26 protein-coding genes are annotated in these 23474 nt (G+C 68.6%); 17 read left to right on the forward strand and 9 right to left on the reverse strand.

Features of this window, described 5'->3' with window-relative positions; all coding sequences use genetic code 11:
* The first annotated feature begins 101 nt into the window (after positions 1-101).
* From lonB to hisH, 3 genes are all read left to right on the forward strand, one after another.
* On the forward strand, positions 102-2225 hold the full coding sequence (gene lonB / locus FZP69_RS07040) for an ATP-dependent protease LonB (RefSeq protein ID WP_152040622.1): 2124 nt from the start codon (positions 102-104) through the stop codon (positions 2223-2225).
* A complete protein-coding gene (locus tag FZP69_RS07045; protein ID WP_152040623.1) occupies positions 2226-3107 on the forward strand; it encodes a CPBP family intramembrane glutamic endopeptidase in 882 nt (293 codons plus the stop codon).
* An 85-nt stretch (positions 3108-3192) separates the two neighbouring features.
* On the forward strand, positions 3193-3861 hold the full coding sequence (gene hisH / locus FZP69_RS07050; protein WP_152040624.1) for an imidazole glycerol phosphate synthase subunit HisH: 669 nt from the start codon (positions 3193-3195) through the stop codon (positions 3859-3861).
* A gap of 176 nt (positions 3862-4037) precedes the next feature.
* Here hisH and FZP69_RS07055 read toward each other — a convergent pair whose 3' ends face one another.
* Positions 4038-4499: a methylated-DNA--[protein]-cysteine S-methyltransferase gene (locus FZP69_RS07055; protein WP_152040625.1), complete on the reverse strand. Its 462-nt coding sequence runs from the start codon at positions 4497-4499 to the stop codon at positions 4038-4040.
* Positions 4500-4602: 103 nt separating this feature from the next.
* Here FZP69_RS07055 and trpC point away from each other — a divergent pair, with 103 nt between their 5' ends.
* From trpC to FZP69_RS07105, 10 genes are all read left to right on the forward strand, one after another.
* Positions 4603-5460, forward strand: coding sequence for an indole-3-glycerol phosphate synthase (trpC, locus tag FZP69_RS07060; protein WP_152040626.1), 858 nt, complete (start codon positions 4603-4605; stop codon positions 5458-5460).
* Complete coding sequence (gene trpB, locus FZP69_RS07065) at positions 5457-6734, forward strand: tryptophan synthase subunit beta (protein ID WP_152040627.1); 1278 nt, start codon at positions 5457-5459, stop codon at positions 6732-6734. Before trpC ends, trpB begins: the two co-directional genes overlap by 4 nt.
* On the forward strand, positions 6734-7645 hold the full coding sequence (gene trpA / locus FZP69_RS07070) for a tryptophan synthase subunit alpha (RefSeq protein WP_152040628.1): 912 nt from the start codon (positions 6734-6736) through the stop codon (positions 7643-7645). The genes trpB and trpA overlap by 1 nt, the downstream gene beginning before the upstream one ends.
* A 33-nt stretch (positions 7646-7678) precedes the next feature.
* Positions 7679-8497 (forward strand): 2-amino-3,7-dideoxy-D-threo-hept-6-ulosonate synthase, encoded by an 819-nt coding sequence (locus FZP69_RS07075; protein WP_152040629.1) that lies wholly within the window; start codon positions 7679-7681, stop codon positions 8495-8497.
* Between the two features lie 212 nt (positions 8498-8709).
* On the forward strand, positions 8710-9207 hold the full coding sequence (locus tag FZP69_RS07080) for a type IV pilin (RefSeq protein WP_152040630.1): 498 nt from the start codon (positions 8710-8712) through the stop codon (positions 9205-9207).
* A 74-nt stretch (positions 9208-9281) separates the two neighbouring features.
* The gene (locus FZP69_RS07085; RefSeq protein WP_152040631.1) at positions 9282-9509 is read left to right on the forward strand and encodes a hypothetical protein; all 228 of its coding nucleotides are present in this window, start codon (positions 9282-9284) and stop codon (positions 9507-9509) included.
* A 153-nt stretch (positions 9510-9662) separates the two neighbouring features.
* Positions 9663-10046 carry a YybH family protein gene (locus tag FZP69_RS07090; RefSeq protein WP_152040632.1) on the forward strand — a complete coding sequence of 128 codons (384 nt, stop codon included), beginning with the start codon at positions 9663-9665 and terminating at the stop codon, positions 10044-10046.
* Positions 10047-10213: 167 nt separating this feature from the next.
* On the forward strand, positions 10214-11002 hold the full coding sequence (locus tag FZP69_RS07095; protein ID WP_152040633.1) for an SDR family NAD(P)-dependent oxidoreductase: 789 nt from the start codon (positions 10214-10216) through the stop codon (positions 11000-11002).
* Positions 11002-11271: a hypothetical protein gene (locus FZP69_RS07100; protein ID WP_152040634.1), complete on the forward strand. Its 270-nt coding sequence runs from the start codon at positions 11002-11004 to the stop codon at positions 11269-11271. The genes FZP69_RS07095 and FZP69_RS07100 overlap by 1 nt, the downstream gene beginning before the upstream one ends.
* Positions 11272-11354: 83 nt before the next feature.
* On the forward strand, positions 11355-12539 hold the full coding sequence (locus FZP69_RS07105; RefSeq protein WP_152040635.1) for a 3-dehydroquinate synthase II: 1185 nt from the start codon (positions 11355-11357) through the stop codon (positions 12537-12539).
* Between the two features lie 51 nt (positions 12540-12590).
* Here FZP69_RS07105 and FZP69_RS07110 read toward each other — a convergent pair whose 3' ends face one another.
* The 4 genes from FZP69_RS07110 to FZP69_RS07125 form a co-directional block, all read right to left on the reverse strand.
* Positions 12591-13025, reverse strand: coding sequence for a DUF7575 domain-containing protein (locus FZP69_RS07110; protein ID WP_240137483.1), 435 nt, complete (start codon positions 13023-13025; stop codon positions 12591-12593).
* A gap of 72 nt (positions 13026-13097) precedes the next feature.
* Positions 13098-13808 carry a type I 3-dehydroquinate dehydratase gene (locus FZP69_RS07115; RefSeq protein ID WP_152040636.1) on the reverse strand — a complete coding sequence of 237 codons (711 nt, stop codon included), beginning with the start codon at positions 13806-13808 and terminating at the stop codon, positions 13098-13100.
* A 52-nt stretch (positions 13809-13860) separates the two neighbouring features.
* Positions 13861-14880 (reverse strand): DNA-methyltransferase, encoded by a 1020-nt coding sequence (locus FZP69_RS07120; protein WP_152040637.1) that lies wholly within the window; start codon positions 14878-14880, stop codon positions 13861-13863.
* A 154-nt stretch (positions 14881-15034) separates the two neighbouring features.
* Positions 15035-16024: a transcription initiation factor IIB gene (locus FZP69_RS07125; RefSeq protein ID WP_152040638.1), complete on the reverse strand. Its 990-nt coding sequence runs from the start codon at positions 16022-16024 to the stop codon at positions 15035-15037.
* Positions 16025-16279: 255 nt separating this feature from the next.
* Between FZP69_RS07125 and yjjX the strand changes: the two genes are divergently transcribed.
* Positions 16280-16837 carry an inosine/xanthosine triphosphatase gene (gene yjjX, locus FZP69_RS07130; RefSeq protein WP_152040639.1) on the forward strand — a complete coding sequence of 186 codons (558 nt, stop codon included), beginning with the start codon at positions 16280-16282 and terminating at the stop codon, positions 16835-16837.
* A gap of 96 nt (positions 16838-16933) precedes the next feature.
* Here the strand turns inward: yjjX and FZP69_RS07135 are convergent, their stop codons facing one another.
* Positions 16934-18751 carry a flippase-like domain-containing protein gene (locus tag FZP69_RS07135; RefSeq protein WP_152040640.1) on the reverse strand — a complete coding sequence of 606 codons (1818 nt, stop codon included), beginning with the start codon at positions 18749-18751 and terminating at the stop codon, positions 16934-16936.
* A 279-nt stretch (positions 18752-19030) separates the two neighbouring features.
* On the opposite strand from FZP69_RS07135, the gene FZP69_RS07140 reads away from it, so the two are divergent.
* Positions 19031-19270, forward strand: coding sequence for a DUF7123 family protein (locus FZP69_RS07140; RefSeq protein ID WP_152040641.1), 240 nt, complete (start codon positions 19031-19033; stop codon positions 19268-19270).
* Between the two features lie 360 nt (positions 19271-19630).
* On the opposite strand, the gene FZP69_RS07145 is transcribed toward FZP69_RS07140, so the two are convergent.
* Both FZP69_RS07145 and FZP69_RS07150 read right to left on the reverse strand, forming a co-directional pair.
* A complete protein-coding gene (locus tag FZP69_RS07145) occupies positions 19631-20257 on the reverse strand; it encodes a winged helix-turn-helix transcriptional regulator (RefSeq protein WP_152040642.1) in 627 nt (208 codons plus the stop codon).
* 103 nt (positions 20258-20360) lie between these two features.
* Complete coding sequence (locus FZP69_RS07150; protein WP_152040643.1) at positions 20361-21599, reverse strand: SPFH domain-containing protein; 1239 nt, start codon at positions 21597-21599, stop codon at positions 20361-20363.
* 198 nt (positions 21600-21797) lie between these two features.
* Here FZP69_RS07150 and FZP69_RS07155 point away from each other — a divergent pair, with 198 nt between their 5' ends.
* Positions 21798-22277 (forward strand): FKBP-type peptidyl-prolyl cis-trans isomerase, encoded by a 480-nt coding sequence (locus tag FZP69_RS07155; protein ID WP_152040644.1) that lies wholly within the window; start codon positions 21798-21800, stop codon positions 22275-22277.
* A gap of 80 nt (positions 22278-22357) precedes the next feature.
* Positions 22358-22717, forward strand: a complete 360-nt coding sequence (locus FZP69_RS07160; protein ID WP_152040645.1) for a 4a-hydroxytetrahydrobiopterin dehydratase — start codon at positions 22358-22360, stop codon at positions 22715-22717.
* Between the two features lie 81 nt (positions 22718-22798).
* Here FZP69_RS07160 and FZP69_RS07165 read toward each other — a convergent pair whose 3' ends face one another.
* A complete protein-coding gene (locus tag FZP69_RS07165; protein ID WP_152040646.1) occupies positions 22799-23452 on the reverse strand; it encodes an NfeD family protein in 654 nt (217 codons plus the stop codon).
* Between the last annotated feature and the right edge of the window lie 22 nt (positions 23453-23474).

Genomic DNA, 23474 nt, shown 5'->3' on the forward strand with positions numbered 1-23474 from the left:
CACAGGCCTCGTGCGCACCGTTTGGGTGTGGTGTACGCCGACCGCCGAGGGGGAGAAAGTATATCAGTCGAGCGACCCTGGTTGGAAGTAGCGACGCTTCTATGAGCAACGACATGGAAACCGACGATACTCCCCCGGACCGGGGGGGTGAAGACCACTCGGACTCGCCCCCCGTCGAGGAGACTCCACCGGAGTCTCCCGAGCGCGAACCCCAGCGCGAGCGGAGGGACGGGACTGACGAAAGCGAAAAACAGACGGTCGACGACCTCGACGACCTCGGCAGCGCCGTCGACGTCGAGGTGGACGGTGAGGCCACGATCGAAGAGAACCCTTCGGAGGACGACCTCCTCGGCGGACTCCGGATCGACTCGACCGAAGAGATCGAGGTTCCGGATCGCCTCGTCGACCAGGTCATCGGACAGGAACACGCCCGTGACGTCATCCTGAAGGCGGCGAAGCAGCGCCGGCACGTGATGATGATCGGGTCGCCAGGGACCGGCAAGTCGATGCTGGCCAAGGCGATGTCCGAACTCCTCCCGAAAGAGGAACTCCAGGACGTCCTCGTCTACCACAACCCCGACGACGGCAACAAGCCCAAGGTCAGGACCGTCCCCTCGGGCAAGGGTGAACAGATCGTCGAGGCCCACAAGGAGGAGGCACGCAAGCGCAACCAGATGCGCTCGTTCCTCATGTGGATCATCATCGCGATCGTGCTCGGCTACTCGCTCATCATCGCCGGGCAGATCCTCCTCGGGATCCTCGCGGCGGGTATCATCTACCTCGCGTTCCGCTACGGTTCCCGCAGTGGGGACGCGATGATCCCGAACCTCATCGTCAACAACGCCGACCAGACGACGGCCCCGTTCGAGGACTCGACGGGTGCCCACGCCGGCGCGCTGCTCGGCGACGTTCGGCACGACCCGTTCCAGTCCGGTGGGATGGAGACGCCGAGTCACGACCGGGTCGAACCCGGCGCGATCCACAAGGCGAACAAGGGTGTGCTGTTCATCGACGAGATCAACACGCTCGACATCCGCTCCCAGCAGCACCTGATGACGGCGATCCAGGAGGGAGAGTTCGGTATCACCGGCCAGTCCGAGCGCTCCTCGGGTGCGATGGTGCAGACCGAGCCCGTCCCGACCGACTTCGTCATGGTCGCCGCCGGGAACCTCGACGCGATGGAGAACATGCACCCCGCCCTTCGCAGCCGTATCAAGGGGTACGGCTACGAGGTGTACATGGACGACACCATCGAGGACTCCCCGGAGATGCGGCGCAAGTACGCGCGCTTCGTCGCCCAGGAGATCTCGAAGGACGGTCGCCTGCCGCACTTCACCAACGACGCCGTCGAGGAGGTCATCCTCGAGGCACGGCGTCGCGCGGGGCGCAAGGGCCACCTCACGCTCGAGTTCCGGAACCTCGGTGGCCTCGTTCGGGTGGCGGGCGACATCGCCCGCTCGATGGACGCCGAGTTCACGACGCGCGACCACGTCCTCCAGGCGAAGGGTCGCGCCCGCTCCATCGAGCAGCAGATCGCCGACGAGTACATCCAGCGCCGCAAGGATTACGAGCTCTCCGTCAACGATGGGTTCGTCACGGGCCGCGTCAACGGCCTCGCGGTCATGGGACAGGACTCCGGCATCATGCTCCCCGTCATGGCCGAGGTCACTCCCTCGCAGGGTGCTGGCCAGGTCATCGCCACGGGCCAGCTGAAGGAGATGGCCGAGGAGAGCGTCCAGAACGTCTCGGCCATCATCAAGAAGTTCTCCGACCAGGACCTCTCGGAGATGGACGTCCACGTCCAGTTCGTCCAGACCGGACAGCAGGGCGTCGACGGCGACTCCGCCTCGATCACCGTCGCGACGGCGGTCATCTCGGCGCTCGAGGACATCCCGGTCGATCAGGCGCTCGCGATGACTGGCTCGCTCTCCGTGCGCGGTGACGTCCTCCCCGTCGGTGGCGTCACGCACAAGATCGAGGCCGCCGCGAAGGCTGGCTGCAAGCGGGTCATCATCCCTGCCGCGAACGAGCAGGACGTGATGATCGAAGACGAGTACAAGGAGATGGTCGAGATCATCCCCGTCTCGCACATCAGCGAAGTCCTCGACGTCGCCCTCGAGGGCGAGCCGGAGAAGGACTCGCTCGTCGACCGGCTGAAGACGATCACCGGGTCCGCACTCCCGAAACAGGGCGTCCGCGGCCCCTCCAGCCCCAGCCCGCAGTAGATGCCCGACTGGGCGACGTTCGCCGGATTCGCGGGCGTCGTCCTCGTCTTGCTTCTCCTTCTCGCACACGCGTCGAAGTCGGTCGTGAGCGGCGATGCCGCGACCCCTGCATCCGCACCCACACCCGGCGAGCAACACGCTCCCGGCTCCGTCGATCCGTCCGTCGCCGACGCTCCCCACACGAACCGCATCGTCGACTCGGGTCCGACCGACAGCACCGATCTCGACTCCCACCTCACCCCCGTCGACGCATCCGATCACTGGACCGACCGGGCGCACGCGACGGGGCCACAGCTGTCGACGATGGCGCTCCTCGCGAACGTCGCCGTCTCGCAGGGTGCGTTCGGGTTCCTGCTCGTCGCCGGCGCCTGGTTCACCGAGATCCCGCTCTCGGCGTTCGGCGTCCCGCCCTCGCTCCCCTCGGTGACGACGCTCGGCGTCGGCGTCGCTCTGGGCCTGGCGCTGTACCTGGCTAACGAGGTGGGCTCGACCGTCGGTGAGCGGCTCGGCGTGGGTGCGGACGAGAGCCTCCGCGAGGCGCTGGCACCGGCTTCGGTCGGCGGCTGGGTGGTGCTCCTCGTCGTCGTCCTCCCCACCATCGCCGCCTTCGAGGAACTGCTCTTTCGAGGGGTGCTCGTCGGCGTTTTTTCGGCAGGATTCGGCGTCTCTCCGTGGCTGCTCGCCGGCCTCTCGTCGGTGGCGTTCGCACTCGGTCACGGCGCGCAGGGTCCCGCCGGTGTCGCCGTCACGGGCATTCTGGGCTTCGTGCTCGCTGCCGCGTTCGTCCTCACGGGCAGCCTCCTCGTCGTGATCGTCGCCCACTACCTCGTGAACGCGCTCGAGTTCGTCGTCCACGAGGCACCGGACACCGGGTGGGCCTGACCCGTCTCCCGGTTCGACGGGTGACGGCCACGGCACGCGTTGCACCGAGCAGTACGTTCTTGTCGAACGTCGACCTCCTCTCGCCGTGAAGGTCACTGTCATCGACTACGGCGTCGGGAATCTCCGGAGCCTCCGTCGCGGGCTCGAACGGGCCGGGGCGACCGTCGAGGAGCGCTCCGACCCCGAGGGCATCGCCGACGCGGAGGCGCTCGTCCTCCCCGGTGTCGGGGCGTTCGAGGAGTGTATGCGGAACTCCCGGCCCTTCCACGACGTCCTCGTGGACGCCGCGACCGACACCCCGATCCTCGGCATCTGCGTCGGGCTCCAGCTCCTGTTCACGGAGAGCACGGAGGGCGCACCGCCGGGCGAGACGGTCGCCGGGCTGGACCTGATCCCTGGACGCGTCGAACGACTCCCGTCGGAGGACGTCACGGTCCCCCACATGGGGTGGAACACGCTCGACGTCGAACGACCGCACCCGATCGTCGACGGCCTCGCCGACGGCGACTACGCCTACTTCGTCCACTCGTACGCCACGCGAGTGAGCGACCACACCGTCGCCGCGTCCGACCACGGCCGCCGGTTCGCCGCCATCGCCGCCAACGAGCGTGGCAACGTCGTCGGCACGCAGTTTCACCCGGAGAAGTCCGGAGAGACCGGTCTCGCACTCCTGGCGAACTTCGTCGCGTTCGCCGAGCGGTGGACCGACGGGGACGCAGCGGCCACCCCCGCGTCGGACGGTCTGGCTGACTGACGGCACGGACAGTCCCGAGACGGTGTGCCGTCACGCCGCGTCCCGCCCCGAGATGGGAGTCACCGCACGCGAGGGGGTGGCCGCGGCATCCGATTTGAACCCTCGCTCGTGTGTCGGCTCGCGGCGGGTCGACGAGTGCTCTGTGGGCGAGTCAGAGCCGGCGTCCGTTCGAGCGGCTACACCGACTCGACCGCGCGGAGTCGGCGGACGACGTCCGGAGGAGTCGCTCCGGGTCCCTCGACCCGGTGATCCGGGACGAACAGCGGGACGGGGTTCTCGCTGATCGCCCGTTCGACCGTCGCGAGATCCTCCTCGTCCTCGGCGTCGAGTCCAGCCAGGCGGGCGATGCGGGCCACCGACACCGTCTCGCCGTAGGGTACGTTCCGGACCGCTTCGAGCACCGCTCGCTGGTCCGTCGGCACCGTGAGCGCCACTTGGACGTCGTCGAAGCGATCCTCCTCACCCCCGAGGTACGCCTCGATACGGTCGAGCAGCGGGTGGTCGGTCGCGGCGTCGTCCGGCACGGCGTCGGGGAAGGAGACGCCGACGACGCGACCGCTCGCGACGCCGAGTTCGACCACGAAGTCGTCGAACGCGCGGGCGAAGACCCCCGCGTCCGTGGCTGAACCGAGACTCATACCGAGCACTCGCCGCTGGAGCGACTTCAACCCCGCTCTCGCCCGACCCGCGTTCGCGCATCCCGCAAGTCTTATGAACAGATACGTCCATTAGTGTACACTGATGAACGCTACTGACGAGGAGATGGCTCCGGCGGTCCGCGCCATCCTCGCGGCGGCGCGGGAGCGGTCGGGGGGCGACACCCGCCTCTCCGTCGACGCGCGGTCGTTTCCCGACGCGGTCGCGACCGCCGAGCGCGCGGGCCGGGTTCCGGTGGTCGCCGAGGTGAAACCCACGAGCCCGACGACCGACGGACTCGTGGACGGAGATCCCGTCGATCTCGCCCGCGAGATGGTCGCCGGCGGCGCGACGGCGCTGTCGGTCCTGACGGAGCCGGAGCACTTCGGCGGTTCGCCCGACGCGCTCCGCCGCGTTCGGAACGCCGTCGACGTCCCCGTGTTGCGCAAGGATTTCATCCTCTCCGAGGACCAGCTGGACGTCGTCGAGGCGGACCTCGTGTTGCTCATCGCCCGCTTCCTGGGAGAGGATCTCCCGGCGATGATCGAGACCGCCGAGGCGCGGGGGTTCCAGCCGCTCGTCGAGGTCCACTCCCGAGCGGAACTGCGCCACGCAGTCGACGCCGGTGCCTCGATCGTCGGCGTGAACAACCGCGATCTCGCTCGGCTCGACGTCGACCTGCGGACGTTCGAGCGGGTCGCTCCGTCCGCACCCGACGACGTGACGCTGCTCGCCGAGAGTGGGGTCACCACGGCCGACGACGCCCGGCGGATGCGACGCGCGGGTGCGGACGCGCTCCTCATCGGCAGTGCCATCATGGACGGCGACGTGCGGACGAACACGGAGCGGTTCGTCCGTGCGTCCGCGGACGTGGATGCGGACGACACCGTCGCACCCGACACACGCGAGACAGTCGACACGACTGACACGACCGAGACATCCGAGACACCAGACACACAATGAGTACGGACACCAGCGGAAAGTTCGGCGACTACGGCGGACAGTACGTCCCGGAGGCGTTGATGCCGGCGATCGAAGAGCTCACCGACGCCTACGAACGGTACGTCCTCGACAACGAGGACGGCTTCATGGACGAGTTCCGGTCCCGACTCCGGGACTTCGGCGGCAGACCGACGCCGATCCAGCGTGCGGACCGCCTCTCCGAACGCTACGACAGAGAGGTGTACCTCAAGCGCGAAGACCTCCTCCACGGGGGGGCTCACAAGCTCAACAACGCGCTCGGACAGGTGCTCCTCGCGAAGTACATGGGTAAAGAGCGGATCATCGCCGAGACCGGCGCGGGCCAGCACGGTACCGCGACGGCGATGGCCGCCGCACACCTCGACATGCCGTGTGAGATCTACATGGGCACGCGCGACATCAACCGTCAGCGCCCCAACGTCTTCCGGATGCGCATCAACGGCTCCGAGGTCAACCCCGTCACTGTGGGGCGGGGCACGCTGAAGGAGGCCATCTCCGAGACGATGCGCGACTGGGCGACGACGGTCGAGACGACCCACTACGTCATCGGCTCCGTCGTCGGCCCGCACCCGTTCCCGTCGATGGTGCGAGACTTCCAGGCCGTCATCAGCGAGGAGGCGCGCCGGCAGCTGCTCGACCGCACCGGCACGCTCCCGGACTCCGTGGCGACGTGTGCCGGTGGTGGCTCCAACACGATGGGCCTGTTCGCGAACTTCGTCGACGACGCGGACGTCCGCCTGATCGCCGTCGAAGCCGGTGGCTCTTCGCTGCAGGTCGACGACGAGGCGGGCGTCGCTCCCAACTCCGCCTCGCTCTCGACGGGGACCGAGGGCGTGCTCCACGGTGCCCGGACGAAGCTCCTCCAGGACTCCGACGGCCAGATCATGGAGTCGCACTCCGTCTCCTCCGGCCTCGACTACTCGGGAGTCGGCCCGGAACTCGCCCACCTCGTCGACGAAGGCCGCGTCACGCCCGTCAACGTCGACGACGACGACGCACTCGAGGGCTTTCACCGCCTCTCGCAGCTGGAAGGGATCATCCCGGCGCTCGAATCGGCGCACGTCGTGGGCTATCTGGAGAACTACCTGGGTCCCGACGCCGTCCCCGAGAGCGAGGAGGCCGGGGCGCTCGGCGACACGATCCTCGTCAACGTTTCTGGACGTGGTGACAAGGACCTCGAGACGGTGATCGAGGAGACCGCACAGCGCGACATCCCGAACGCACCCGACATGGACACCTTCCGCGGGGGGTTCTGATGGGCGACACACACGAGAGCGCGATCGCAGCGGCGTTCGCCGACGGCCCCGCTTTCGTCCCCTACCTCGCCGCGGGCGATCCCGACTACGACGCCTCGCTGGCGTACGTCGAGGCGCTCGCCCGCGGCGGGGCCGACGTCATCGAACTGGGCTTGCCCTTCTCGGAACCGATCGCAGAGGGACCGACGATCCAGCAGGCCATCGTGCGCTCGCTCGAGTCGGGCATGACGCCCGAGCGGTTCTTCGAGTTCGTCGAGGAGCTCGACGTCGACGTGCCGCTCGTCTGCATGACCTACTACAACCTCATCTACCAGTTCGGGCGGAGCGAGGCGCGACGCGCCTCGGAAACGGCGAGCGGTGAAGCCGCGAGCGAGACGGGCACCCCCGGACCCGAGGCGTTCGTCGCCCGGGCGGCCGACGTGGGCATCGACGGCTTCGTCGTCCCCGACCTCCCCGCGGAGGAAGCCGACGATCTCCGCGACGCCTGTGACGCGTACGGGCTGGATCTCATCTTCATCGTCGCGCCCACCACGCGGGGCGACCGCCTCCGGCGCATCATGGAGCAGGTCTCGGGATACGTCTACGTCCAGGCACGACTCGGCGTGACGGGCGCCCGGGACGACGTCTCCACGCAGACCGACGAGTCGCTCGCCCGGCTCGCCGAGTGGGACGTCCCGAAGGCGGTGGGCTTCGGTATCAAGACGGGCGACCACGCCGAACGCATCGTCGCGGCCGGCGCGGACGGCGTGATCGTCGGGTCGGCGCTCGTCGACATCGTCGCCGAGGGCCACGACGCCGACGAACCGGTCGCGGAGACGGCCGCGCGCCTCGAGGCGAAAGCGCGCGAACTGAAACAGGGTGCGCTCCGCGGGGCGGGGGCGCAATCGACACCGCAAACGGAACGCACATAACCCCCGGTTGACACAGACTCACACACTACGATCATGGACGCCGGCATCACAGCACGACTCGACCGCATCTCGACAGGAGGGAACTACCTCGTCGTCCCGATGGACCACGGCATCACGCTCGGGGCCATCAAGGGACTGAAAGACATCGAATCGACCATCGAGGGGATCACACGTGGCGGCGCGGACGCCGTCCTGACGCAGAAGGGGATCGCCCCACGCGTCCACCCGCACAAGAACGGCGCGGGCTACATCGTCCACCTCAACGCCTCGACATCGATCGGCCCGGACTCGAACGACAAACGACACACGGGAACGGTGAAAGAGGCCATTCGGGCGGGCGCGGACGCCGTCTCGTACCACATCAACGTCGGCTCGAACCACGAGCCGGATCAGATCTCCGAACTCGCGCGCGTGACCGAAACCGCGAGCGAGTTCGGGGTCCCGGTCCTCGCCATGACCTACGCCCGCGGCGAGAACCTCATCGGCGACGACCCCGAACACGACGCGGAGTATCTCGGCCACGCCGTCCGTCTGGGTGAGGAGCTCGGTGCGGACGTGATCAAGACCGCCTACAGCGGCGACGCGGACTCCTTCGCACACGTCGTCGAATCCACGCGGCTCCCGGTGGTCATCGCCGGCGGGGCGAAGGGAACCGATCGACGGACCGTCGAGAACGTCCGCGGCGCGATGGACGCCGGCGCGGCCGGCGTCTCGATGGGTCGCTCGATCTTCCAGCACGACGACCCCGAGGCGATCACGCGCGCTGTCTCGGCCATCATCCACGACGACGCCTCCGCTGCCGAAGCCCTCGACGTCGCGGGGCTCTCCGAGGAGGCCGGCGCGGAGGCGTAACCCGCCAGCCCGTCCACACGACTACACACGACCGTTCGGGGCGCGGTCTGGACGACCCTGTGACAGCGTGGACGACCTTCGAGTATCAGAACTGATCTTCGTGGGGGCGTGTTTTATTTGGCTCGACCGCTCACCGGCCGTCATCGCATTCGTCGGTGCGCGCGACACTGGTCGGCACGAGTGTCCGCTTCGGTGAATTCGAGGGCGTATCCATGAACCTCACACGGCTCTTCACGGACGGACGTGCGGTCTCGCCGGTCATCGGCGTCATCCTGATGGTGGCGATCACGGTCATCCTCGCGGCCGTCATCGGGACGTTCGTCCTCGGCCTGGGGGACCGAGCATCCGGATCGGCACCACAGGCGCAGTTCACGTTCGAGTTCAACGGCTCGACGGCGCTGAACGTCACCCACGAGGGTGGGGACGCGATCGAGGCGGATACGCTGAACGTCTCTAGCTCCGTCTCGATCGGCATCTCGAGCGACGGGAACGGGTACGGGGATCCGAACGGCGTCGGCGTCCTCGACGACGCCGATCCCACCAGTGCGGGCCTCGTCGAGACCGGTGCGTTCACCTCCGGAGACACCATCGACGCCGGAACCACCGTCTACGTGCTCACGAGTGAGACATTCGTCGACAAGACGGTACGCGTGGTCTGGGCGAGTCCGGACTCCGGCAGGACTGCGACTATCGCCCGGTGGGCGGACTGAGCGGACGTCCCTCGAGGGTCGGCCGACAACGTCCTCCTCTGTCGTCGTCCGTAGGTCCGGAGACGCCTCTGTCGGTGCTCCCCGACGACACCACTGAGACGCTCTCCGTCGCCGTCGAGACGCGACTCTTTGTACAGCGTGTGATGCCGGTCACGGCCGCGACTCCCGACGAGAGGGCGATGGCCCGCACGACGTGGCGGTTCCCGGGGGACGGCACGGGCGTGTCGGTCGATCTCTCCACCGAGGCGACCGACGAGCCGAGCGGGACCCGACGACCGAGACACCCCCTGACTCTGGAGTGAGTGGTCCGCCTCTCAGCTGAGGTGAGTGGTCGCTCTCGTAGTATATCAACCAGTCAACATTCAATACGTCGCCACGCGTACACATCCTTCGGGCCCGCGCCGAGTCCGGTCGGTGACGAGACGCGTCGGGACGGGCACCACGAGAGAGAACTCATGACAACGATAGACACTGCGTTACAGCGACGACTCGACCAGGTCGGGGACGTACTTACCAGCCAAGACGCCGAACGGACGGGGGACCTCTACACCCGGGACGGGCAACTCATGCCGCCCGGGAGCGACTTCGTCAGGGGTCGGGAGGCGGTCGTCGACTTCTGGTACGGCGTAGTCGAGTCGGGGGTAGAGACGATCGACATCGAGACCGTCGAGGTCGAAGGCCACGGGAGCTGGGCCGTCCGGGTCGGAGTAGCCACCCTCGCCGACGCCGACGGCGAGACGCTGGACCGCGTCAAGTTCATCGAGGTCTGGAAACGGGAGGACGACGAGTGGCGGATCCACCACGACATCTGGAACTCGAACGAGCCGACCGGGCAGTAGCCGGCAGACCCTCGCCCCGGTCGCACGGCCGTCGCGTGTCCCCTCGGATGCGGACTCCGTGTGTCGGCTGGCCACACAGTGTCTGAGGCGACCGAGCCGCGACCGCGGCTCCCGACGTCTCGAGGCAGGTGCTTTTCTCACGTGCCGCCGTACCTCGGAGACGACACATGTCTCAGCCCTCGTACGACTACGCCGACACCACCGTGATCGTCACTGGCGGCTCCAGCGGCATCGGGCGGGCGATCGCCCGGCGCTTCGGCGCGGCCGGCGCCACGGTCGTCAACGCGGACGTCCGGCGTGCTCCGAAGGATCCGGATCAGGAGCGCCCGACCGACGAGCTCGTCGACGACCTCGGTGGCACGGGGCAGTACGTCGAGACCGACGTCGCCGAGGTCTCGGAGATCGAGACGGTCGTCGAGGCCGCCCGCGAGTTCGGCGGCGTCGACGTCATGGTGAACAACGCGGCGGTGTTCGTGGAGGGGAACCTCCTCGACCTCGATCCCGCCGACTTCGACCGCCTCTACGCGGTCAACGCACGCGGGGTCTTCTACGGGACGCAGGCCGCCGCGCTCGACATGCTCGACCGTGGCGTCGAGGGCTGCATCCTCAACACTGCCTCCATCAGCGCCGACCTCGCTCAGTTCGACCACGTACAGTACGACGCCACGAAGGGGGCGGTGAAGATGATCACCCGCGGGGCCGCGCTCGAACTCGCGGACCACGGCATCCGCGTGAACGCGGTCGCTCCCGGCCACGTCGCCACGGAGATCAGCGAAGGCTGGTCCGAGGGCGCACCCCGAGAAGTCCGCGCCGGCGAGGTCATCAAACACGTCCCGCTCGGCCGCGCGGCGACCCCCGACGACGTCGCCGGTGCGTACCTCTTCCTCGCCAGCGACGACGCAGGCTACGTCACCGGCGAGACGCTCTGGGTCGACGGCGGTCTGCAGGTGTTCTGATGCTGGTTTCCCTCTCGACACCGCTCCCCGACGCCGTGGTCGACACCGACTGGGACGAGTACGCCGTCGTCGACGTCGTCGACTTCCTCCCCGGGACGACCACGATGTACGAGGACGACCACCTGCGGACGGAGATCTATCGGTATCGAGACCGCGCCCCACCGCCGTCGACGTACGAGAACGGCGAGCGCCGGTACCGGGTGCGGCGAGCGACCCGGCCGCTGGTCGAGCGTCTCGCCGGGGCGACGTCACGGTCGCCGTCGCCGTAGCCGCGGGCGTTCCCCACGCCCCCACCGCCACGCAGGATGTCGGATTCGCCACGTTCAAGCCCGCTCATCGAGTGGGTCCGGGCATGACACGGACTGTCTGGCTCAAGGCCGACGACAGCGTCGGCGACTGGGAGGCGCGGAAGCGACGCATCACGGCCGGCCTCGAGGCGGGCGTCGACTGGGTGCTCGTCGACGAGGGGGACGTCGGGCGCGTCCGCGACCTCGGCGACGTGAACGTGGCCGCGTTCCGGACCGACGTCGACGTCCACGTGATGGACGCCGAGGGCGAGGGATCCGAGGCCGAGGCCGACGCGTACTTCGTGGGCAAAGCCTCCGAGGGCGACGGGACGGTCGACCTCCCCGGCGACTTCTCGGGGTCGGCCGATCTGACGACGCTCCGCCGGACGGACGGCCGCGCGGACGGGGCGTACGTCCGCATCTTCACACAGGGGTACGAGGCGTTCGCCGAGGAGGCCGCCCACGAGGCCGATTTCACCATCGTCGTCGGCGAGGACTGGACGATTATCCCGCTGGAGAACCTCATCGCCCGCATCGGCGACGAGACCCACCTCGTCGCGGGCGTCACGACGGCGGAGGAGGCACGGACGGCGTTCGAGACGCTCGAGCAGGGCGCCGACGGCGTGCTCCTCGACAGCGACGACCCCGACCAGATCCGCGAGACCTGCGAGGTCCGCGACGCCGCCGAGCGCGAACATCTCGACCTCCAGTGGGCGGAGATCACCGCGATCGAACGCACCGGGATGGCCGACCGGGTCTGCGTCGACACGGGCTCGCTCATGGACCACGACGAGGGGATGCTCGTCGGCTCCATGTCTCGGGGACTGTTCTTCGTCCACGCCGAGACCGCCGAGTCGCCGTACGTCGCCTCCAGACCCTTCCGCGTCAACGCCGGCGCCGTCCACGCGTACGTTCGTGCCCCCGACGGTGGGACACGGTACCTCGCGGAGCTCCAGAGCGGCGACGACGTCCAGATCGTCGACGTCGACGGCAACACCCGCGAGGCCATCGTCGGCCGCTCGAAGATCGAGAAGCGACCCATGTTCCGGGTGCAGGCTCGGATCGAGACCCCCGACGGTGAGGATCGTATCGAGACGCTCCTGCAGAACGCCGAGACGATCAAGGTCCACACCCGTGAGGGCCGCAGGGCCGTGACCGACCTCGAAGCCGGCGACGAGGTGCTGGTGTACTACGAGGACACGGCCAGACACTTCGGCGAGGCCGTCGAGGAGTCGATCATCGAGAAGTGAGCCGCCCCCGCCGGCACGACTCCACCGCCACCGAGCGGCCCGGCCGTCCCCCTAGTCGTGACCTCGTGGCCGCGGTTCCGTCCGGTCGGTCCCTGCAGGCGCGTCCTCGAACCGTTCGGTACACCACGGACAGAAGTCGAGTTCCGGGTCGATCTCGTGACCGCAGTACGGACACGCCGGGCCGCCCTCCTCGGTGGTGTCGCCGGCGGTCAGCGCGAGGCGGTAGGCGTCGAGCGTGCTCAACACGAGCAACACGAGCACGGGGCCGGTGACGGTCATCGGCAGCGTCGACGGTGACTCCGTGGCCACCGCGGGGTCGGAGAACACGGACAGCAAGACGAGTCCCGTGCCGAGGACGAACGCGAACCACGCGACCGCTCGCCGCCACTCCCGGAGGTAGGCGTGCCCGGCGCCGGCGATGCCGACGGTCGCGCCGAGCACGCCGACGAGTGCCGCGACGAGCGCACGACGACGTGTGTCCGACATTGCTCTCTGCCCCCACAAGGTCGCTCCTGCCGCTTAAGTGTCCGGATACCGCGTCATCCCCCCGTCAGCCAGTTATCGCTCCCTTGTCAGTTCGTCGATCAGCGTCGCGAGCGTCGCGAGGTCGTACTGTCCCGGAGCGGTCGCCTCGGCCGGGTCGACGGGGGCGTAGCCGACGCACGAGCCGTACACCGGTGCCACTGCGCGGGTGTGGCTCCCCGCCTCGCCCATCGCCATCGTCGCCACCCGCGCTCCCCACGTCGTGGCGGCGTGGGTAGCCTCCAGCAGGCGGAGCGCGTCGGCCCGCGAGTCGGCGGTGACGGCCAGCTTTCCCACGTCGCCCGCCGTCGCCGCCTCGTGGAGCAGCCGGCGGAGTTCGGAGGCGGCAGGCGTCCCCTCGAAGTCGTGGCTCGAGGCGACTACTGCTGCGTCTCGGTCCCTGACATCGCTCGCCACGTTCCGCCCCCGTTCGGTCCGGAGCGTCTCGAGTTCGACGTCGACCGCGCCGACGGCGTCGTGGTCGGCCGCCGCCACCAGCGCATCGAGGCGGTCGGATTCGTCGCCCGCGAACGACCCACCCTCCCACGTCGGTCGGTACGTCGCGACCACGGGGAGCGGGGGGTCGTCGCCGCTCTCGTGCGCGTACTCCTCCAGCGCGCCGAGCGGGTCGTCGGCGAGGTCCATCCGGAACTCGACGGCGTCGGCGTGCGCCCGCGCGGCGTCCGTCGTCGCGTCCGCGAGCGACCCGGTGGCCGCACAGAGCACGAAGCTGTCGAAGTCGAGCATACTGGTTCTACCACACCGGGCGTCAAAAGTCTCCCTGGTCGTCCTCGCGTGGCTACCGCGGGTCGTACGAGACGACGTACCGCCGCTCGTCCTCCACGCGCTCGACGCCCGTGACGACGTAGAGCCGGATCTGTCGCTCCTGTCTCGTCACGACGGGCACGTCGTAGTGGACCGCGTCGTACGCCGGCGGCTCGTCGCGCTCGTGGACGAACGCCCGGTGACGGTCGAGACGGTCGTCGACCCGCTCGCGCGAGCGTGCCGGCAGCTCCGCGATCCGGTCTTCGAACCCCGCGAGGAGGGGTGGATCGAGCTCCCGTCCGATCGAGTGACGGCCGGCGAGCATCGCCGCGAGCGTCGTCGTCCCCGTACCGAGGAACGGGTCGTAGACGCGGTCACCGTACGTCGAGTACATCCGGATCAACCGGAGCGGCAGCTCGACCGGATACGCACCGGCGCGCTCGCGCCCGTCGCCCGTCCGGGCCTGTCCCGTTCCGGGGAGTTCCCAGAGGTCCGAGAACCACCGGTTCCGTTCCTCCCAGAAGAAGGCGCTCTCGTACCGCGTCTCGTCGCCCGGTGGGAACTCCCGGGGGGGCCCCTTCCGGAAGACGAGGACGTACTCGTGTTCGAGCGTGACGTAGGCGTTCGTCGGGAGCGTCCCCGACCCCATGAACTTGGTCAGCCGGTTCGTCGGCTTCCGCCAGAGCACGTTCGGCAGCGGCGTCAGCCCGCGCTCGGTGAGCGCGCTCGTCACGCGTGCGTGGTTGGGGAAACACTGGAACTCCCCGCCGATCGAGCGGGTGGCGTCGCCGACGTTCACGCAGGCGATCCCGCCCGGGCGGAGGAGTCGCACCACCTCGTCCCACACCTCGTCGAGGAGCGCGTGCATCGCCGCGAACGCGTCGTCGCCGCGTCCCTCCTCGAGCGCCGTCGCCACCGCGGGCGACTGGGACGCGAACTGCGCGTCCCACATCTCGATCATCGGGTACGGCGGGGAGGTGACGACCAGATCGACGCGCTCGTCGACCGTCGACGTCGTGCTGTCTCCGACCCGGAGGTCGTGCGCGGTTCGCATCGGTCGAGAGTCGACGGCCCCACTAGTATGCGTTTGGGTCCGACGAGGACAGCCCGGGATCAGGGAGCCGTCGTCTCACCCGCGTGCGCCCGGGGCTGAGCCGCTCGGCGGCGACACCGTCGACGGCGAGGGGAGCCGCTGCCTCGCCCCGCGGTCAGACGAGCAGCTGTTCTTCGGCCTCGAGCAGTTCGTGGTAGCGGTTGCGGATCGTCACTTCGGAGATGTCCGCGACCTCGCTCACGGCGGCCTGGGTCGTCTTCTCGTTCGTGAGCAGGGAGGCGGCGTACACCGCGGCGGCGGCGAGGCCGACCGGGGACTTGCCCGAGTGGACGCCCTGCTCCTTGGCGTTCTGGAGCAGCTGGCGGGCGCGCATCTTCGACTCGTCGGAGAGTTCGAGTTCGGAAGCGAAACGCGGGACGTACTGTTCGGGGTCGGCGGGCTTCACTTCGAGGGAGAGCTCCCGGGAGACGTAGCGGTAGGTGCGGGCGACCTCGCTCTTCTCGACGCGGGAGACCTCGCTGATTTCGTCGAGCGACCGGGGGACGCCGGCCATCCGGGCGGCGGCGTACGTACACGCCGTCGAGACACCCTCGATCGAGCGCCCGGGCAGCAGGTCCTCGCTCAGCGCGCGGCGGTAGATGACTGAAGCGGTCTCACGGACGTTGTCCGGGAGGCCCAGCGCCGACGCCATGCGGTCGATCTCGCCGAGTGCCTGCTTGAGGTTGCGCTCTTTCGAGTCCCTGGTCCGGAAGCGCTCGTTCCACTTGCGCAGCCGCTGCATCTTCTGGCGCTGGCGCGTCCCCAGCGAGTTGCCGTAGGCGTCCTTGTCGCGCCAGTCGATGTTCGTCGACAGCCCCTTGTCGTGCATCGTGTTCGTCGTGGGTGCGCCGACGCGGGACTTCTGATCCTTCTCACGGGAGTCGAATGCTCGCCACTCCGGCCCCCGATCCACGGAGTCGGCGGTGATGACCAGTCCACACTCCTCGCAGACGGTCTCGCCGTGTTCGTCGTCCGTGACGACGTTGCCCGCGCACTCGGGGCACGTGAGCGCGTCGCCGGTCGTCTCGCTCTCGTCCGTCCGTTCGTCTCGCTTCTCGCGCGGTGTTCGCTTCGATCGTGCTCGTGTGTACGCGTTCTCGCTCATGATGATGGATACGACCGCAGGTGCTCCCGGCAACTGTGACGGCTGCGAAAAGGCCGGAGCAGTCTGTTGTCTATCCGATGGAGCGGTATTATATAAACATTTCGATGAATGCTCGAAATAAGCCGTCACTCGGCTCCATTCAGCCGTTCACGACACGTGTTACCATACACTTATGTACTGTCCGGTGACGCGAGGATCGCGTCCGACCGACGCGAGAGGGAAACGGTCTTCAGCGGGCGAGTCGAGCCTGCCGTCATGCAGCTCGCTGTCGGCAGTGGCAACCCCGTGAAACGCGCCGCCACCGCACGGGTCTTCCCCGACGCGACGGTCGAGTCGCTCCCGGTCGGGTCGGGCGTGAGCGAACAGCCCACGGGCCTCGCGGAGACGCTCCGCGGGGCGACGAATCGGGCGCGGCGTGCGCACGCGCGGTCGGACGCCGACCTGGCCGTGGGAATCGAGGGTGGCGTCGCGGGGATGCCGGCGGTCGCGGCCCCGTCGAGAGGAGACGACAGTCCGCGACCCGAACGGGTCGTCGGGGCGGACCGCGCGCTCGTGATGTGGGCGGCCGTCACCGACGGCGACCAGCTGTCGCACGGCGGCGGCCCCACGCTCCCGCTCCCCGACTCGATCGCGACTCGCATCCGTGCCGGGGAGGAACTCGGCCCCGTGATGGACGACGTGCTCGGCACGGACAACGTCGCGAAGAAACAGGGTGCGGCCGGCGCGTTCACCGCCGGCCGCCTCACCCGAACCGACGCGCTCGAAGCGGCGGTGGCGGCCGCCGCCGGGCCGTTCCTGAGCGATCACTACTAGTCGAGTCCGTGGGTTCGTCCACCGGTCGACCGACCAAGCTGCGGGCTCCGAGGCGGGTGCTGTCGTCCTGACCGTTCGTTCGGTCGCGACGCCGACTCAGTCGTCGTCCTGCAGCACGTCGGCCTCGACGTCGCTGCCACCCGGTCCCTCGTCCACGGCGGTCGTCAGCGAGACGTTCAGCGCGAGCATCGACGCGACACCACCGGCGACGGTGACGAGGTTCTTGACGGCGTGATCGAGGACGGCCGCGCCGAGCGCGAGCGGGAACGAGATCCCCGTCAACCCGACGGCGAGGAGGGTGAACGCCCCCTCGTAGAGGCCGACGCCGCCCGGCGAGAGCGGGAGGACTTTCGCGAGGTTGCCGACGCTGACGGCGAAGAAGCCGACCGAGACGAGCGTCACGAGGTCGAGGCCGGGGCCGAACGCCTGCAGGACCAGCACGGCCGTGACGACGTCGAGCGTCCAGATGAGCACGCTCGAGAGCCCGACGCGACCGAAGCCCGCGCGCGTCCCGGCGACCCGCTGGACGTCGCCGACGAACCGCTCGATGACGTCGGCGACGTAGTCGGCGTACGAGTCGGTCGAGACGCGGTGGACCGCCCGGCGGACGAAGTTCGTCCCCGCACGGGCCGAGGCGACGATGGCCACGACGGCGACGATGGCCGCTACCCCGACGAACGAGGCCACGGAGACCGCCACGCGTCCGGCACCCTCCGCCCCCGTCACCGTCCGTGCGAGCTCCGCGGTCTGTCCCGTTACCGTGTAGCCGATGAGGACGACGCCCGCGAGGGCGGTGATCGTCAGCAGATCGAACACCCGTTCGACGGCCAGCGAGGCGAACCCCGACGGGTAGGGGATCCCCCGGCGCATCTTGACGACGTACGCCCGCACGGCGTCGCCGGCGCGGGCGGGGAAGACGAGGTTCCCCGTCTGCGAGATGAAGATCGCTCCCGTGAGGAAGCCGACGTCCGTCTCGTACCCCTGTTCGGCGAGGATGTCGCGGTAGCGCGCGCCCCGGAGCGGCCACGAGAGCACGTAGACGAGAGTCGCGACGAGGACGAGCACTGGATCGGCCTGTCGCATCTCGTCGACGACGGCACCGAAGTCGATGTACTGTGTCATCAGGGCGAGCGCCAGCACGGTCAGGAGACCGCCAGCGGTGAGCGTCACCCGGCGGGTGACACGCGGTCGCACCGAGAGCTGCCACCACGTCCGGAGGATCTGCGACCCCATCCCGAACACGTCGCGGACGAGATCGACCTTCGTGTCCCCCTTCGGTGTCCACTCGACGGGGAACTCCGCGACGCGAAAGCCCTCGCGCTGGGCGCGGACGAGCATCTCCGTGTCCCAGAACCAGTGGTCGTCCTCGACCGTTCCGGAGAGGTGTTCGAACGCCTCCCGACTGAACGCCTTGAAGCCACACTGGTGGTCGCGCAGCTCCGACCGCAGGACGAGCCGGACGAGTTCGTTGTACCCCCAGGAGGGGATCTCCCGCCTCGCCGGTCGGTCGGCGACCTGTCCGGGGAGCCACCGCGACCCCGTGGCGACGTCGTACTCGCCGGAGCGGACCCGCTCGACCAGCTCTTCGAGGTGTTTCAGATCCGTCGCCAGGTCGGTGTCGAAGTAGACGAGAACGTCGCCGTCGGCGACCCGAAAGGCGTGTTCGAGCGCCCCACCCCGACCGAGACGGCGGTCGCTGTGGACGTGACGAACCCGGGGGTCGGTCGCGGCGAGTCGGGCGGCGATCTCCGGCGTCCGGTCGTCGCAGCCGTCCTCGGCGACGAGGACCTCGTATCCGCCGTCGAGGAAGCCGTCGAGGGCGTCGAGCGTCGCCTCGACCGTCTGCCCGATGGTGTCCTCCTCGTTGTACGCCGGGAGGACGACGCTCACCTCTATCGACGCGGCGCGTCCCATTCGTCCTCAGTCGCCGCCCCGCGGCTAAGAACTTTCTGACTCGGATACCCTCGAACGCCCCGGCGAACCGACGCTCTCCCCAGTCGTCGATTCGTCGACCCGCCGGCTGGACCGGTCACCCTCCTGAACTCTCGGCGACGACGGTGAGTTAGCCCACCGTACCCACGCAGCTTCGAGATCGCCGACCGAGCCGCCGTTCTACGTACAGAATCGCCCGACTGCGACGTGTTAAGCACGTGTACCAAATCCACTATGACGGACGCCCCCTTCGACGTATGTATGAGCACGACGACCCAGACCACGACCGACCTCTCGGCGAAACAGCGGCGCATCCTCCAGTACCTCCGGACCGAGGCGAGCGAGCGGACCTACTTCAAGTCGCGACTCATCGCCCAGGACCTCGGGCTCTCGGCGAAGGAGGTCGGTGCGAACATGCGGGCGATCCTCGACGGCGACTTCGACGTCACGGTCGAGAAGTGGGGCTACTCCTCCGGGACGACCTGGAAAGTCACCCGATAGGATCGTCTGCCCGCGGAACGTCGACCACGGTCCCGGTCCCCGAGGCCCCCGCTGCGTGCTCGGTCCACCCACACGGGGGAGCGCGTCGTGCGTCACCGTACACTGCTGGACGGCCTGCGAGCTCCGTCTCTCTCCTCTGCCGTCCGTTCGTGGTATCGCTGTCAGTTCGATCCGGTCGGTTCCGTGCCGTCCGGTCGTGTTCTGCACCGCTCGGCTCGTTCTCGTCCAGCCACGCCCGACCCGGCTCCGGGACCTCCCGTCCTCGTGCGGGCCGAACGGATGCCATCCACACCTCGCGGTCCGGGCGCGTCACGAACGGCTCTCCGGCGACCGTCGCCGTTCGTCACTCTTTCCGGGCGTTCACTGTCGGGGATCGAACCGGATGAGGTCGGCGGCGTCGGCCGCGAACGCGACGGCGTCGGAGCCGAACGAGTCGGCGAACCGGACCAGCAGCGTCAGCACCGTCTCCGGGTTGCGGACCTCGTAGCCGTCGGCGCGCGAGAGGAGTCCCGCCGCGTCGAGCTCCTTGGCGGTGGTGCTGACCGTGGCCCGCGAGACGTCGAGCGACCTGGCGATCTCGCTCCCCGTCGCGTCGGGCTCGGCGAGGAGCGCGATGAGGAGGCCGCGGGCGGTCTCACGGCGGAGGTAGCCGAGCGCGACCTGCTCGAAGTCGGAGAACTGTCCCGCCGCGAAGTAGCGGCGGTAGTCGCCGTCTTTCCGCGTCTCAACGGCACCGGCGTCGAGCAGCCGCCCGAGGTGGTGCTGCGTCTCGCCCGTTCCGAGCTTGAGGTCGTCGCGAACCTTCGAGAAGTGTGCCCCGGGCGTCGTCGCGAGGTAGCCACGGATAGCCGTCCGTACCTCGCTCGTGTCGTCGGTAGACTCCGCTTTCCGACCGCCGAGACCGACGAGTGGCGTCGCCGCGCCGAGGGTAGCGAACCGACGGAGCGTCGCCCGCTTCTCCTCGTCGACGTCCGGCTGATCGGCCATTATTCGGCTGTAGGTAGGCGATTATCCAGTGAAAAGCCTTCGGGCTCGGGTCTCAACCGTGAGATTCTGCCGTCAGGTTCGAGCCCGGTCGCTTCGCGTCGGATCAGGACTCGAGGTTCGTGTCGAACTCCATCTCCTCGTCGTCCGCGTCGTCGTCGACGGCGTCCGACGGCGCGCCACCGTCGGTGTCGACCTCCGTGACGACCTCCTCTTCCTCTTCCATCGCCGAGTCGGCCTCGGCGACGACCTCGTCGGCGCTCTTGATGTCGGCGTCGACGTTGCCGGCCTTGATCGCCTCGGCCTCCTTCTCCATCTGCTCGACGTCCATCTCGGCGGCCTCGTCGATCTGTCCGAGGATCTCGTCGATGTCGTCGAGGCCGAGCATCGCTCTGGTCTCCTCGTCGAAGTCGAGGCTGTCGAGGCCGGCCTGTTCCTGCACGTCGCTGCCCGTCAGCTGTTTGCCGTACCGCCCCAGCAACGAGGAGAGCTCCTGCGGGAGGACGAACGTCGTCGACTCGCCCTCGCCGATCCGCTCCAGCGTCTCCATCCCCTTGTCGATGATGGCGCGCTCGCCCATCGACTCCGCGGACTTCGCTCGCAGGACCGTCGAGATGGCGTCACCTTGCGCTTCGAGGATCTGCGACTGCTTCTTCCCCTGTGCGCGGATGATGTTCGACTGCTTCTCACCCTCGGCGGTCTCGACGGCGGAGCGACGTTCACCCTGCGCCTCGAGGATCATGGCACGGCGACGACGCTCGGCGGAGGTCTGCTGCTCCATCGCCTGCTGGACGTCGGGGCTCGGGTTCACTTCCCGAACCTCGACCGACTCGACCCGCACACCCCACTCGTCGGTGGGTTCGTCGAGCTCTTTTCGGATTCTCGCGTTGATCTCCTGGCGCTTGTTCAGCGTGTCGTCGAGTTCCATGTCGCCCAGCACCGCCCTGAGCGTGGTCTGGGCGAGGTTCGAGACGGCCTTCTTGTAGTCGTCGACTTCCAGGAAGGCCTTCTTGGCGTCCATCACCTTGATGTAGACGACGGCGTCCGCCGTCACGGGCGAGTTGTCGCGCGTGATGGCTTCCTGCCGCGGGACGTCGAGCGTCTGCGTCCGCATGTCGAACGCGTACGTCCGCGAGACGAACGGCGGGATGAAGTTGATGCCCGGTTCGAGCAGCTTTCGGTACTCGCCGAACACCGTGAGCGCCTTCTTCTCGTAGGCGTCGACGATCTCGACCATCGACCACACGGTGACGATCGCCAGCACGAGGACGAGGATACCGATGGCGGCGGCTCCCAGCCCGAGACCGGCCTGGAGGGGGACCAGTGTGAGTGTTTCGAGGGCCATACCCGTGCTTGGGGCGGTCCGGGCAAAAGGGTTCGCCCGGATCCGACCCCGTTTGGCCCGGAGACGACCCGGAGCTGCCCGAGAGACGCGCCGACCACCGGGATACCCCTGCGACGGTCACCGCGACGCCTCGGCGTTCCAACCCCCCAGCGAACGTGGATGACGTGATTTATCCCGCTCGTCTCCGCACGTCGGCCCATGACCGACACCGCCGAACCGGGTGACACCGTCGTCGTCGACTACGTCGGCCGTTTCGAGAGCGGCGGCGTCTTCGACACGTCGCGCTACGAGGTCGCCGAAACCGAGGGACTCGCGGAGGCACAGGGACGCGAGCCGAGCGACTACGGCCCGCTGACGTTCACGGTCGGTGCGGAGCAGGTCATCGAGGGGCTCGACGAGGGGGTCGTCGGGCTGGCCGTCGGCGCGGAGGCGACGATCGAGGTCCCACCGGAGAAGGGGTACGGCCCGTTCGATCCCGACCGGGTGCGGGAGTACGATCCGGAGTCGTTCGAGGCGATGGTCGGCCAGCCACCCGAGATCGGTCTGCACGTCCACGCCGAGAACGGCCTGCACGGCGACGTCACCGCGATCACCGACGACGGCGTCGAGATCGACTTCAACCACGAGTTCGCGGGCAAGACGCTCCTCTTCGACGTCGAGGTCGTCGAGATCAGGTAGCCGGCCCCGGCGTCTCTCCCCGTCGTTCCGCACGCGTCGCAACCGGCGACATTACAAGCGAGGCACACGTACTCGGACCTATGTCGACACAGCTCGCCGACGAACCCTGTGAAGCGTGCACCTCGGAGGACGAACCGCTGACCGCGGCGGAGTACGGCGAATACTTCGCCGAACTCGACGACGCCGTCTGGGCGGTCGTCGAGGAGCACCACCTCGAGGGCACCTACGCGTTCGACGACTTCCGCGACGCCTTGGAGTTCACGTACGAGATCGGCGAACTCGCCGAGGAGGAGTGGCACCACCCGGACATCCACCTCGCGTGGGGCGAGGTTCGCGTCGAAATGTGGACCCACAAGATCGACGGCCTCCACAAGACGGACTTCGTGATGGCCGCGCGGATGGACCGTATCCACGACGAGTACGCCCCCGACTCGTCGTAGTCCGTCGTTCGCCTCGGCCGTCGGTGGACTGTCGCCGCGCGGAGTCTCCGTCCTCGCTCACGGCCCACCGCACGTCCCCGCTCACTCCGTCTCGGTTTCGCGGTCACGGTGGCGGTCGTGATCGTGATCGGATGCGTCGACCGCGGCGTCCGTGGCGTCCACGTCGTCTTCGTCGCGAGCCTCGATCGCTTCGGCCGCCGCTTCTCGCCGCCCTCGGGCAAGCTCGCGGTCGATCTCGTCCTCGTACTCGGCGACGGGCGCGACCGTGACGACGTTGCCGCCACCGGGATCGATCACCATCACCTCGGTCCCGGCCTCGATCTCGCCGTCCATCGACCGGGCGGAGTAGTAGGGGTTGAAGCCGCCGCCGTCGAGCTTGATCTCGCCGTCGGTCGGCGTGACGCGTTCGGTGACGCGACCGAACGTCCCCGTGAGGGCGTCCGAATCGCTCGTTCGTGCCGTTCCCTTGCCGCCGTAGAGGTCGAACTCGCGGTAGCCGTACAGCGAGAGCGCGCCGAAGAGCAACACGAGCACGCCCAGCACGAGCGGCGACGCGAGCGGGCCGATGAGCAGCCCGACGACGCCCGCGAGCAGGAGGGCGACGCCGAGTACGACGAAGTGCGCACCGGGGGCCAACGCCTCCGCGACGGAGAGTCCGAGCCCCGCAAGGACGAGCAGCAGAGGGAGCGTCTCGGGACCGAGAAACTCGAGCTGGAGCGGGAGGGGCGGTACCATGTGTAGTCGTAGGGGGGGACGC

Source organism: Salinigranum salinum (assembly GCF_009176545.1).
Lineage (GTDB): Archaea > Halobacteriota > Halobacteria > Halobacteriales > Haloferacaceae > Salinigranum > Salinigranum salinum.